The 12,017-nt window shown below is 69.9% G+C and carries 10 protein-coding genes and 3 pseudogenes; 6 read left to right on the forward strand and 7 right to left on the reverse strand.

Annotated features, from left to right (window positions below; translation table 11 throughout):
• Window positions 1-416: 416 nt before the first annotated feature.
• Entirely contained in the window at window positions 417-977 is a 561-nt protein-coding gene (locus AOQ53_RS36755) for a hypothetical protein (RefSeq protein WP_059424082.1), read from the forward strand.
• 56 nt (window positions 978-1,033) lie between these two features.
• On the opposite strand, the pseudogene AOQ53_RS36760 reads toward AOQ53_RS36755, so the two are convergent.
• Window positions 1,034-1,660, reverse strand: a pseudogene (locus AOQ53_RS36760) (RNA-guided endonuclease TnpB family protein); the annotation flags it as partial.
• Window positions 1,661-1,679: 19 nt separating this feature from the next.
• Here AOQ53_RS36760 and AOQ53_RS42350 point away from each other — a divergent pair.
• Window positions 1,680-1,898, forward strand: a pseudogene (locus AOQ53_RS42350) (IS5 family transposase); the annotation flags it as partial.
• Window positions 1,899-1,989: 91 nt separating this feature from the next.
• On the opposite strand, the gene AOQ53_RS36765 reads toward AOQ53_RS42350, so the two are convergent.
• The gene (locus AOQ53_RS36765; RefSeq protein ID WP_059424110.1) at window positions 1,990-2,505 is read right to left on the reverse strand and encodes a DUF2165 domain-containing protein; all 516 of its coding nucleotides are present in this window, start codon (window positions 2,503-2,505) and stop codon (window positions 1,990-1,992) included.
• An 83-nt stretch (window positions 2,506-2,588) separates the two neighbouring features.
• Between AOQ53_RS36765 and AOQ53_RS36770 the strand changes: the two genes are divergently transcribed.
• Both AOQ53_RS36770 and AOQ53_RS45555 read left to right on the forward strand, forming a co-directional pair.
• Complete coding sequence (locus tag AOQ53_RS36770; protein WP_078945682.1) at window positions 2,589-5,096, forward strand: tetratricopeptide repeat protein; 2,508 nt, start codon at window positions 2,589-2,591, stop codon at window positions 5,094-5,096.
• Window positions 5,097-5,368: 272 nt separating this feature from the next.
• A complete protein-coding gene (locus AOQ53_RS45555; RefSeq protein ID WP_201785100.1) occupies window positions 5,369-5,509 on the forward strand; it encodes a hypothetical protein in 141 nt (46 codons plus the stop codon).
• A gap of 3 nt (window positions 5,510-5,512) precedes the next feature.
• Here the strand turns inward: AOQ53_RS45555 and AOQ53_RS47095 are convergent, their stop codons facing one another.
• The 5 genes and pseudogenes from AOQ53_RS47095 to AOQ53_RS36785 all read right to left on the reverse strand — a co-directional run bounded on the left by AOQ53_RS47095 (window position 5,513) and on the right by AOQ53_RS36785 (window position 9,832).
• Window positions 5,513-5,632, reverse strand: coding sequence for a DUF397 domain-containing protein (locus tag AOQ53_RS47095; RefSeq protein WP_330219381.1), 120 nt, complete (start codon window positions 5,630-5,632; stop codon window positions 5,513-5,515).
• A 50-nt stretch (window positions 5,633-5,682) separates the two neighbouring features.
• Window positions 5,683-5,781, reverse strand: a pseudogene (locus AOQ53_RS45560) (AsnC family protein); the annotation flags it as partial.
• Window positions 5,782-5,926: 145 nt separating this feature from the next.
• On the reverse strand, window positions 5,927-7,600 hold the full coding sequence (locus AOQ53_RS36775) for an MFS transporter (RefSeq protein WP_174523405.1): 1,674 nt from the start codon (window positions 7,598-7,600) through the stop codon (window positions 5,927-5,929).
• A 699-nt stretch (window positions 7,601-8,299) separates the two neighbouring features.
• Window positions 8,300-9,115, reverse strand: a complete 816-nt coding sequence (locus AOQ53_RS36780) for an alpha/beta fold hydrolase (protein WP_059424083.1) — start codon at window positions 9,113-9,115, stop codon at window positions 8,300-8,302.
• Between the two features lie 51 nt (window positions 9,116-9,166).
• The gene (locus AOQ53_RS36785; protein ID WP_059424084.1) at window positions 9,167-9,832 is read right to left on the reverse strand and encodes a DUF4097 family beta strand repeat-containing protein; all 666 of its coding nucleotides are present in this window, start codon (window positions 9,830-9,832) and stop codon (window positions 9,167-9,169) included.
• Window positions 9,833-10,203: 371 nt separating this feature from the next.
• On the opposite strand from AOQ53_RS36785, the gene AOQ53_RS36790 reads away from it, so the two are divergent.
• Both AOQ53_RS36790 and AOQ53_RS36795 read left to right on the forward strand, forming a co-directional pair.
• Window positions 10,204-10,752, forward strand: coding sequence for a DUF1062 domain-containing protein (locus tag AOQ53_RS36790; protein WP_059424085.1), 549 nt, complete (start codon window positions 10,204-10,206; stop codon window positions 10,750-10,752).
• A gap of 134 nt (window positions 10,753-10,886) precedes the next feature.
• Entirely contained in the window at window positions 10,887-12,002 is a 1,116-nt protein-coding gene (locus AOQ53_RS36795) for an ADP-ribosylglycohydrolase family protein (protein WP_059424111.1), read from the forward strand.
• The last annotated feature ends 15 nt before the right edge of the window (window positions 12,003-12,017 follow it).

Here is a 12,017-nt window from a genome sequence, read left to right on the forward strand (position 1 = left end):
CGCGCTACGACGTGCACACCGTCCGCAAACCAGGCACTACGAAACAGCGAACGAAGAAGTCAACAACCCCACGACCCCGCCGCACAGGTTAAAGATCAAGCTAGGGGGTGTCCGTAAAGTCCCGCCTGCCCTGCGACGCCCGGCACGCTCCCCAAGCTCTTCTAGCAGGGACCCCCACCCGCCGCACCGGCCGAGCACCCAGTCCAACCAGTACGCGGGCGTCCGCCCGGCACTCCCCCAAGCTCTTCGAGCAGGGGGTACCCCCAGAGCACGCACCGAACGCCGCAGCACCCGCTCTCCGGGCGACGACGGGACTTTGCGGGCACCCCCTGGGCCGCCTGGGAAGCAACGGGCTCGCAGTACGATGATCGGAACCCCCGTTCCGCGGGGTCCCGTGACTGAGGAGATGCGTGCCCGTGCCTGCCCGACTTCCTTCGTGGGCCTGGGTGACCGGGCTGACCGTGGGAGCGATAGCCGCGGTGACGGTCCTGGCCGTGCAGGCGGACCGGGGCCCGCACCCCACCGCCACCTCGGCCAAGCCGAGCACCTCGGCGTCGGCGGGCGTGCAGCCCACCCCCACCGCGTCCGTCCCGGCCCGGGTGCCCGACGGCTCCGGCACCGGCCGGCGCATCGTCTACTCCCTCGGCGAGAAGCGGGTGTGGCTGGTCGACGCGAGCGAGGCGACCCGCCGTACGTTCACCGTGTGGCCGGGCACGGTCAGCCCCGACCCCGGTACGTACACGGTGTCGTCCCGCAACGAGGCCACGACCGGTTCCGACGGCGTCCAGATCGAGCACATCATCTACTTCGCGGCGAAGTCCGGCGTCTCCGTCGCCTTCTCCAACGCGGTCGACGGCGCCTCGCCGCCTCCCGCCGACTCCGGCGCCAAGACGGGCGGAGTCAGGATGCGGAAGGCGGACGGCACGGCACTGTGGGCGTTCGGCACGGTCGGTACGACGGTGACCGTGGTCAATTGACTTGCTCTCCCTTCTGAAGGAGGGAGATTCCGACCTGCTCGCTCGATGCTGTGCCGCTACGCGGCACGGGCATCGGGCGGGCTTCCGTGGCTTCCTGCTTCGTCGCGCTGTGCCAGAACGGGTTCTGGTCCTACCGGCGTTGCACAGGCTGTCACCGCCAGTCCGGCGGCCGATTTCACGTTCTTCGCGGCGTTGTGGTCGAGGTCGTGGACCGCGCCGCAGGCGGAGCAGGTCCATTCCCTCACGTGCGGGGGTTTGGGGCCGTCGTGGTGACCGCAGGTGGAGCACACCTGGCTGGTGGGCTCGAACCTGTCGACCTTTGCGAAGGTCCGACCGTACCTCTGCGCCTTGTACTCCAACATGTTCACGAACTGCGACCAACCCGCGTCGTGCACGCTCTTGGCCAGCCGGGTGCGTGCCAGGCTCTTGACCGCCAGGTCCTCCACGGCGACCGCCTGGTTCTCGCGGAGCAGCCTCGTGGACAGGACAACTGGTGGTGGAACTCCCGGCGAGCGTCGGCCACCCTCGCGTGCGCGCGGGCGACCCTCAGACGAGCCTTGGCTCGGTTCTTCGGTCCCTTCTGCTTGCGGGACGGCTCCCGCTGTGCCTTCTTCAGCTTCTTCTCCGCGGCGCAGAAACCGCGGGGAGTCGACCCTCGTGCCGCCGGACAGCACCGCGAAGTAACGCACCGCGGGAACCGGGGGTTTCATCCCGATCCCGAAACGCTGGGCGGTCGAGCGGACCTATGGCTGGCCGATGCTCCACCGGCGCCTGGCACGCGACTACGAAAGCCTCCCGGCCCGATCCGAAGCCATGATCCATCGGGCCATGACCGACCTCATGGCCCGACGCCTCACCGACGAGAACGCCATCTCCTGGCGCGACCCCGCAAAACCGCACCAACCACGGAGTCCGGGATGAAACAACGGGATGAAACAACGGGATAAAACGACCTCTAAAAAACGATCTCTAAAGGCCGATGCGCTGCGAATGAATCCCGGTAGCGGCCGGCTCAGGTGGTCGTGGTCTCCGTCCGCGGGGACGGCAGGTGGTTGACGATCAGCACGAGTCCGCTGAACAGGAACACGCGGGTCGCCGCGTCCAGCCCGTTCCAGCTCTTCGACTGCCACATGGAGAACCACTCACCGCCGATCGCGATGAACCCGGCGCCGAACAGCAGCAGCACCATCAGCAGCCCGTACGTGGACATCCGCCGGGCCTGCTGCTGGTCACGTCTGGCCCACAGCCAGGTCCCGTATATGAGGACGAGCGCGGCGACGGTCTCCCAGACGATGATCAGCACATAGGCGGTGTCCTGAAGCCCCGTACTGGTGATGGCCCGCCACATCAGGTCCTCGTCCTTGAACGTGGTGTCCATGGCCAGAACATGCCGGACGAACTGCTGGTTGGTGCCGAAGTCGGTGATGTTCCCGAACGCGACCAGCGCCATGTAGAGGGCGACGGAGGCGGTGAGCAGGGCGGCGGCGAGGGGCAGCGCGCCGCGGCGTGAAGTGGAGGAGGTGGCCATGCCGATCATTCTTCCCGAGCGGCGGTCGCCGACGCGACAGAATGACGTCGGAAGCCGACCGGGCGAGGCGAGGGGACGTACGGATGGCGCAGACGAGGCCGTCGATGCAGGACCTGATACGGCAGCGGACCCGGGCCGGTTTCGTCGGCCGGGCCGCTGAACGGGCCCTGTTCCGAGCGAACTTCGACACCCCTCCGCACGACGAACGCCATCGCTTCCGCTTCCACGTACACGGCAACGCGGGCGTCGGAAAGACCTTCCTGCTGCGGGAGTTGGAACAGATCGCCCGCGAACAGGGCGCGCTGACCGCGTACGTGGACGACAGTTCCGGCAGCGTGCCGGAGGTGATGGCGGAGATCAGCCGCCAGTTCGCCGCGCAGGGCCGCCGGTTGAAGGAACTGAACCGCATGCTCGCCGCCCACGACGCACGCAGGCACGAGGCGGAGCTGGCCGCGCTCGCGGCACTGGACGCACAGGCGGAGGACGCGGGGCCGTCGGCGGGCGGAAGGGTGGTGGCCCGGGCCGGGGTGGTCGCACTGGGGATGGTCCCGGTGGTCGGCCCCCTCGCGGGCATGCTCGACTCCGACGAACTGGCGGGCGGAGTGGACCGGTTCCGGGAGAGCGTGCTGGCCCGCTTCCGCGACCACGAGGACGTGCGGCTGGTCTTCGCCCCGGAGCAGGTGCTCACACCGGTGTTCCTGCGCGAACTCTCGGAGGCCGCGACCTCGGCCCCCTGGATCGCCCTCTTCCTCGACACCTACGAGCGGACGGCCCCGTACCTCGACCACTGGCTGCACGAGACGATGACCACCGACCGCCACGGCGCCATGCCGGCCACGGCCGTCGTGGTCACGGCGGGCCGGCTCCCCCTGGACACGGCCCTCTGGGGTGGCCTGAGGGACTTCATGACGGACGTCCCCCTGTCCCCCTTCACCGAAGCGGAGACACGCGGCCTGCTCGCCGGCAAGGGCGTGACCTCCCAACCGGTCGTCGAAGAGGTCCTGCGCCTCACCGGCGGCCTCCCCGTCCTGGTCTCCACCCTCGCCGAGTCCCGCCCCGCCGACCCGGACGACGTGGGCGACCCGAGCGCCACAGCGGTGGAACGTTTCCTGAGGTGGGAGCGGGACCCGGCACGACGAGCGGCCGCACTGTCCTGCGCGCTGCCGAGATGGCTGGACGCGGACGTGTTCCGGGCGGTCACCGACTGCCCGGAGGAGCAACTGGATCCGCTCTACGAGTGGTTGCGGGGCATGCCGTTCGTCGGCGAGCGCGGCGGTGGACGACTGCGCTACCACGACGTCGTACGGGCACCGATGCTGCGCGCGGAACGGAGCCGGTCACCCCGCGGATGGGCCGAGCGGCAGCGACGCCTGGCGCGGACGTTCGGCGGCTGGCGGGAGGAGGCCGGGGCCGACGGGGACGAGCCGTGGGCCGACGAGACGTGGCGGAGCCTGCGCCTGGCCGAGGTGTACCACCTGCTCTGCGCGGGCGAGCGGGACGCGCTGCCGCAGGCGCTGCGGGACTTCGTCCACGCCTGCGACGCCGGTGCGGGCGTGGCGGCGCAGTGGGCACGTGTGCTGGTGGACGCGGGACAGGACGCGGACGCGGCGGCGGTGGCCGGGTGGGGCACCGAACTGACGGCGGTACTCGACGCGGAAGGCATCACATCCGCGCTCGGACTGATCCTGCGCCGCGCGGTGCTCGACGCGCCGACCCAGGCCCGGGCCCGGGTCGTACGGGGTGACGAGCTGCGCGGACAGGCCGCGTACGCGCAGGCCCTCGCCGAGTACGACCGGGCCGTCGCCCTCGATCCGGAGCTGGCCGTCGCCTACCGTCACCGGGCCGGAATCCGGAGGGAACTGGGCCACCACGACGCGGCGATCTCCGACCTGGACCGGGCCGTCACGCTGGAGCCGGACAACTCCTGGTACGTCGCCCTGCGCGGCGAACACCACCGGCTCGCCCGGCACGACGCCGAGGCCATCCGGGACCTGAGCGAAGGGATCCGCCTCGACCCGGCCAACGAGTTCGCCTGGGCCTCCCGGGGAGCCACACACGAACGCCGCGGAGACCTGGACGCCGCCCTCTGCGACCTGGGCCGGGCACTCGACCTCAAGCCGGACTACGCCTGGGCGCTCGCCCGCCGCGCCCGGGTCTGGCGCGCGCTGGGCGACCTCCGACGCCAACTGGCCGACCTCGACCAGGCCCTCACCCTGAGCCCCGACTGGCCCTGGGCCCGCTGCGAACGCGGCGACGCGCTGCGCGCCGCGGGCCGCGACGAGGAGGCTGTCGCCGACTTCGACCGTGCACTGTCCCTGGACCCCGCCTACGCCTCGGCGTACGCGAGCCGGGGCGCATCTCTCACCAACCTCGGCCGCCACACGGAGGCCCACGCCGACCTGAACCGGGCGGTGGAACTCCGGCCGGGGTACGTCTGGGCGTTGTGCCGCCGGGCGGTGCTGTACGCGCTCATGGGGCTGTTCGAGAAGGCACGGACCGATGTGGAAAGGGTCCGGGAACTGGACTCCGAGACACTGGAACGCCTTTCGGATACCGACCGTGCGGTACTGGGGTCTGTCCTCACCGGGTGAACAGCGTGCGAATTACCTGTGTGCGGATGTAATTCGACCGTGACTTATTTCGTGGTGGTGGGGTAACCTTTGAGCCAAGAGGCTTGCGGTCTGGTCGAGTTGCTTTTGGGAGGTGTGCGATGACGATGGTGAGGCGGCTGATCTCCGATGAACCCCGCCACCAGTCGGCACACTCACTCCCGGACCACAGCCGTCCCCGGTTCCAGCGCGCTTCCACCTGACCGGTCCCCTTTTTTCCACCCTCAGCACCCCTGCAATTCAAGGAGGCACTGGTGTTTGACGAGCGCAAAGAAGCGGAAATGAGGCTGTACTCGGAGGCCCTGGCCCGGGAACTCGCTTTGAAGAAAGAACGTGCGGAGGCAGAAGAGGACGCCACGACTCCTGAGCCCGAAACGGCCCCCGCCCAGGACTGAGACTCAGCGTCCCGCCGCGAACTCCAGGAATTCGGACCAGGCGCCGTCGGTAGATGCCAGGCGGGCAGCGTCCTTGTTCTTGGAATCGCGGATGTGGACGGTGGGGCGGCGGATGGGGGATATGGCGACCTCGACGCAATCGGCATCGCCGTTTCCGCTGTAGCTGCTCTTGGGCCACGGACCTCGGCGATACGGCTGAACGGTGCCCGTCCGTCGACCTGGAGGGCGTGGAGCAGCTTCCGGCCGAGGGCGTCGAGGGAATGGGACTCCACCGGCTGTCTCCTGCGAGAAGGTGATGCTCACGTCATGCCGTACCGCAGCGCCCGCGTGGCCCGGGACCGGGGGCCGGTCCCGGGCCACGCTCCGGCGGTCACATGCCCGGTTGTCCGGTCCGGTACGTATGTGCAGCCGTTGGTGTCAGCCTTCCTGGTGGTTGACCCGCGGGGCGGGCGCGGGCGCCACAGGGCCCTGAGGCTGTGTCGCGGCCCGACCGGTCGCGCCGGGGTTTGCGGCGGCGTGACGGCCGTGGACGGCACTGTCGCCACCGGTGGACGGAGGAGCCGGGTGCTGCGGGCGGCGCAGCAGGAGCATCCCGACGACGGCGGCCAGCAGGGCCAGGGTGGCGGAGACGATCAGGCACAGCTGGAGTCCGTCGACGAATGCCTCGGACAGGGCGCCCAGGACACGGGGAGTGTCGGCGCCGAGGTCCGTGCCGCCGACGGCGCTCAGTCCGCCGGTGTCCGCGACCGCGGTGACGTGCCGGACCGTTGCTCCGGTCAGACCGGCGTCGGTGAGGTGTCCGGGCAGGGCGTCCACGGCCTTGGCGGACAGCAGGGTGCCGAGAACGGCGGGGCCGAGGGCGGCGCCGACCTGGCGGAAGGCATTGTTGCCGGCCGCGGCCATGCCGGCCTGATGGAGCGGTACCGAGCTGACTGCGGTGGCAGTCATGGGAGTGATGACGAAGGCCATGCCGAGGCCGAGCAGGGCCAGCCGCCAGGCCAGGGAGCCGAACGAGGTGCCGGCGTCGATCGTGGTGAGCGACAGCAACGCACCCGCGGTGACGAACAGGCCGCCGGGGATCAGAACGCGGGGGGAGACCCGGTGCACCAGACGCCCGGCGGGCTCGCCGAGCAGCAGCGGCATCATGGAGACCATCAGCAGCCGCCAGCCCGATTCCAGGGTGGAGAGCCGCTGAACCGTGCCGAAGTAGAGGCTGAGGGCGAAGAAGAACCCGATCAGTCCGAGGAAGCTGATCATGGCGATGAGGGTGGTGGCCGTGAAGGCCGGGCTGCGGAACAGCGTCAGGTCCAGCATCGGACTGCTGCTGCGCCGCTCCACCAGGACGAACGCGACTGCGCTGACCGCGGCGGTGGACAGGGCCACCATCACCTTCTCGTCCGTGAAGGAGGCGACGCCGCCTTCGATGATCCCGTACACCAGTGCGGTGATCGCCAGTGCCGCGGTGATCTGGCCGGGCCAGTCCAGTCGGCGCGCGCCCGGGGCGCGGGAGTCGACCAGCAGTTTCGCCGCGAACGCCATGGCGAGCAGCGAGGCGGGGATGGGCAGGAGATAGATCCAGCGCCACGCGAAGTGGTCGAGGATCACTCCGGCGATGACGGGGCCAATGGCCAGCGCCGTCGTGAGCGACGTGGCCCACCGGCCGATGACCTTGCCGCGTTCACGCGGGTCGGGGACCGCGTGGCTGATCAGCGCCAGTGTTGTGGGCAGCAGCGCGGCCGAGCCGAGCCCGGCCAGCGCCTGGCCGACCCATACGACCTCGATCGACTGTGCGCACAGCGCGACCAGGGCACCCAGCCCGCTGAAACCCAGGCCCGCCTGGAACACCTTCTTGCGGCCGTGGACATCACCGAAGACGCCCGTGGTGAGGATCAGCGCGGCCATGGGCAGCACGAACGCATCCGATACCCAGGAAAGCTGCGAGGTTGATGTGTCCAGCGCCCGCTGGATGGCGGGCAGACTCGCCGCGACGGTGGTCACCGGCAGATAAGCGACGAACACACCGAGACAGGCCATGATGAGCGTGGCCGCCCGCCGCTCCTGTGGCGCGTTCGCCGCTGTCGTGACGTTCACAGAACTCTCCCTTACAGCGCCGGGCGCTGCGGTCGGCCAACTTTCGCCGCCACCTTCCGACCCGCCGGGGAGCTGAAGCCAGCTACGACTTCGATTTCCCGAGGATCCGACATGAGGGCCCCTGGTATGGAGGAAGTTCGACACTGAGATCTGCGCGACGAACGTCTATGGAGCGGGAACGCCCGCATCCGCAAGGCCGTCCGGGCCCGTGGTCACTTCCCGTCGGAGGCCACCGCGTTGAAGTGCGGCTGCATGGCGCTGATGAGCCTGGATCCGACTGGCAAGGGTCGGCGCCGCTGGAAGATGCGCTGGAAGGCACCGTTGAAGCCTTCCAGATCGCTTCGCCGTCACTGATCAGGCGCTCACCGAAGCCCGAGTGAGCCCACCGGAACGGGGGTGTCGTTCAGGATCCTGACGCAGTCTCTGCGGCGTCGTGGTGTCGGCGGGCGTCGCGAATGGTGTTCTGGTGGGTCTCGGCCCAGGTGTTGAGGGTGGTCAGCGGTTCGAGGAGCGTGCGGCCGAGGGCGGTCGACTCGTAGTCGCAGCTCGGGGTTGCGAAGCCAGCCGAGCTCCAGGAGACCGTGTTGCCGCAGTTGCACGCCGGTGGAGTTCAACTCGGTGTTTCCGTCGAGGCACCTCCGCACCTCTCCCGCACGGGTAATTGTGCTGGTCGGGAGGGTGCGGAGGCTGGTCGTGTCTTCAGTGCTCCCCGCAGTCGAGGGCGGCGGCCTCGCGTACGGCCTCGGCGATGGCCAGGAAGTCCTTCTTGAGGAGCGCGCCGTGGTTGCTGGCGACCTTCGCGCTGATCCGGATGTTCGGGTTGCCGGCGGTCACCGCATCGAGGCCCGTGCGTATCCGCTCCTGCTCATCACCGCGGCTGCCGAAGGAGGTCCCGGAAGCGACCACATACCGCACCGGGACGGTGATGTTGCCCAGCACGGGCCCCAGCTCCCGCTCCCGGGAGAGCCTGCCGAGCTCGATGTTGCTGTCGGCCTGCTGTTCGGCGGTCATCCGCGGGGTCAGGCCCGTCGGGCGCAGCAGCGGCATGAACCAGCCCAACCGCCGGAACAGCTTCCGGATCCGCCGCTCCGTGGCCTCGTCCAGCCAGTCGTAGGGGAACGCGCCGTCGACCAGGACCGCGCCCACGGCACGCGCCGGATTCCGCTCGGCCCAGTGCGCCCCGACGACCGCCCCGTAGGACCAGCCGACCACCAGCGCCCGGTCCACGCCCCTGGCCGCGAGAACGGCGTCGACATCCCGGACGGCTGCCTCGAAGGAGTAGTCCGCCGAACGCTTCGACTTGCCGCGGGCCCGCTCGTCGTAGGTGATGTGCCGCCACCCCGTCCCCAGTTCGGCGATGACCCGCCGCCAGTACCCCTGGGTGGCGAACTGGCCGTTGAGGTAGACCACCGGGAGCCCGGGACCGCCGGTGTCGGTGACGGCCAGGGCCGTGTCGTCGACCGGCACCATGCCGGTCCACGTCGAACCGCTCGAGGACGTGCTGTTCTTCGTCATGTGGTCCCCCTTGGTGGTGGGCTCGGGCCGGACAGTCCTGGTGCTGCTCGTTCAGAGGCTGCGGGCGGTGATGTCGCCGTGGGAGGTCGTGGCGCGGATGTCGAGTTCGGTGGTGCCGTCGTTCTTGAGGGAGTTGCTGACGCGGCCGTAGCCGGTGCCGGCGTCCAGGGCGGCCGAGACACCCGCGGCGGCGACGACCGAGATGTCGCCTGACTGGGTGCGGAGCACGACCGTGCCGCGCCGGGCCTCGGCGATCCGGATGTCGCCCCTCGCAGTGCTGATCTCCGCGGGGCCGCCCAGCCGGCCGACCTCGACGTCACCGTCGATCGCGGAGAGGCGGACGCCCGCGGCCTCGTCGATCTTGATCTGCCGGTACGCGCCTTCGAAGACGACATCGCCGAGGCGCCCGACGCCGCGGAGCTCGGCGCTGTCGGCCCTGGCCTCGACGCGGGAGCCGGCGGGCAGCCGGACGGTGACCTCCACGGCTCCGGAGGGGCCGATGAGCTGGTTGCCGGAAGCCGAGGCCGTGATCCGCAGGACGCCGTCGGCGTAGGCGACGGTGGTCCTCTCGGCGGTCTTGGTGTCGCGGCTCTTGGCGGGGTCGGCGGGCAGGACCTCGACGGTGGTGTCGGCGCGGTCCGCGGCGATGAACTGGACGCGTCCGGCGGGGAGGTCGAGGACGGCGGAGATCGGGGCGGGGGTGTCGAACTTCTGCATCGTGCTCTCCTTGGAGTCGTCGTTTCGAACGATGGAAAAGCTACGTTGCATTCACGGAACTAGCAACACACTCGTTGCGTGTAACTACTGTTTATGCAGCTCATGGCCGAGTAATCGTTGCAACGGATCTAAATTCAATGCAACGCATCCGAGCCTTCGTTGCAATGGATGGGAGTGAACGCACTGCGGCTCGAAAACCGGTGGAGCAGCGCCGCCGTGCTGCCCTACCGTGCTGCCGAACCAAGTCGCCCAGGCAAGGACGTGCCGTTGTACACCCTGTGAGACCTCCCGAGAGCTGATGTGTCGCGCGTCGCGCATGTGCGCCGCGCTCCTTTTCGCTGCGGATTTCTCACTGAAACCGGTGTACTTCTGTGCTCGATCACTGGGTGGTCATGCCCACCTGCCTGCCGACTGTTCTCCGCCGTTGCCACGGGTGCGCGTCCGAGCGTTTCCGGGCAAACGGCAAGTTTCGCGTCAACGCCAACCACAAGCTCCTCGACGCCTGGCTCCTCGTGCTCTGTACCGCTTGCGGGGACACGGCGAAGCTCACGGTCCTGGATCGGATGAACGTGCGCTCCGTGCGGCCTGAGCTGCTGGACCGGATGCACGACAACGACCCTGGCCTGGCAGCTGAGCTGCTCCAGGATCCGGTCGTGCGGCGCCGCAATCACATCGCCCTCGACTGGGACAACGCCTGGCGCCTCGACACCGGCGGACCGGATCACCTGGACCGCGAGGTGATCGACGTCTCGGTCCGCTTCGCGGCGCGGATACCTGTCCGGCCGGTGCGACTGATCGCGGAAGGCTTCGGTCTTTCGCGGGCCGAGGTCGAGAGACTGATCACGGAGGGGAAGCTCGTGTCGGCGATCCGGCTGAGCGGCAAGTTCGCCGACGACTTCACCTTCACGCTCAAGCGCTGAGCTCCCCGGGGCCCCGGGCCTGTCCGGTGTGATCCGTCGGACAGACCCGGGCCATTCCGCCCCCTGAACCCGCCGTCCCCTTTCGAATACAGTGCTGAGCTGTCGTACGTATGGACGGTCCCTGGGAGGTCAAGGTGGGTGCGACTGCCGGTGCCGTCTGGGGGCGTACGGAGCAGCAGGATTTTCGTAGCCGGGTGCGGGGGACTCTGCTCGGCTTGGCCGTCGGGGACGCCCTGGGTGCGCCGGTGGACGGGCTGGGGATCGACGGGATCAGGGAGGCGTACGGGGCGGAGGGGCTGGTTGATCTGGCTCCCGCCTATGGCAGACGCGGTGCCGTCACCCATCTCACCCAGCTCACCCTGTTCTCCGTGGACGGGCTGATACGGGCCCAGGTGCGGCGGGACACCGGCGCCTGGCATCCGCCCACCGACCTGCACCGGGCCTATCTGCGCTGGGCCGCCACCCAGCGGGACTGGGGGCCCGACGAGCGGCGCAAGGACGACGGGTGGCTCGCGCGGGAGGAGTGGCTGTACGCGCGCAGGGATCCGAGTCGGGCGCTGCTCCTCGGGCTCGCCGACGAGACCATGGGGACGCCCGAGGCGCCCAAGAACCCCGGCGAGCTCGGGCCCGAGGCCGCCGCCCGGTCCGCCCCGTTCGGGCTGCTCGTGGGGTGGGAGCCGCAGCTCGTCGCCCAGCTCGCGGTGGAGTGCGCGGCGCAGACCCACGGTCACCCCACGGCGTATCTCGCGGCGGGTGCGTACGCCGTGATCGTGCATGCCCTCGCCCTGGGGGAGAGCCTCGACGGTGCGGTGCAGCGGGCCTTCGCGCTGCTGGCCGCCCGGCCCGGGCACCAGCCCGTGTCGGACGCGCTCCAGCACGCGCTGGGTGCCGTACGGCAGGGGCTGCCCGGGCCGGAGCGCGTGGCCGAGCTGTGCGGGGCCGGTACGGCGGAGAGCCTCGTCGGTGCCGCCGTGTACTGCGCCCTCGTCGCCGCCGACGTCCGTCACGGACTGACTCTGGCCGTCAACCACGACGGCCCCTCCGCCGCCACCGCCGCGCTGACGGGCGCGCTGCTCGGCGCCCTGCACGGCGAGACGGCCCTCCCCCCGGCCTGGCTGGCCGAGCTGGAGGGCCGTCCCACGATCCTGGAGCTGGCCGACGACTTCGCCATGGAAATGACCCAGGGGCCTGCCCTGCACGGGCCCGGAGGGTCGTCACCGGGGTGGCTCGCCCGCTATCCGAGGGCCTGATCCCACCCCGCCCTT

This window comes from Streptomyces azureus (assembly GCF_001270025.1).
GTDB classification, from domain to species: Bacteria; Actinomycetota; Actinomycetes; order Streptomycetales; family Streptomycetaceae; genus Streptomyces; species Streptomyces azureus.

Excerpts from the sequence above, each read along its gene's own strand:
- AOQ53_RS36785 (WP_059424084.1), bottom strand. The coding sequence starts at position 9,832 with ATGCAGAAGTTCGACACCCCCGCCCCGATCTCCGCCGTCCTCGACCTC.
- AOQ53_RS36765 (WP_059424110.1), bottom strand. The coding sequence starts at position 2,505 with ATGGCCACCTCCTCCACTTCACGCCGCGGCGCGCTGCCCCTCGCCGCC.
- AOQ53_RS36770 (WP_078945682.1), top strand. The coding sequence starts at position 2,589 with ATGGCGCAGACGAGGCCGTCGATGCAGGACCTGATACGGCAGCGGACC.
- AOQ53_RS36780 (WP_059424083.1), bottom strand. The coding sequence starts at position 9,115 with ATGACGAAGAACAGCACGTCCTCGAGCGGTTCGACGTGGACCGGCATG.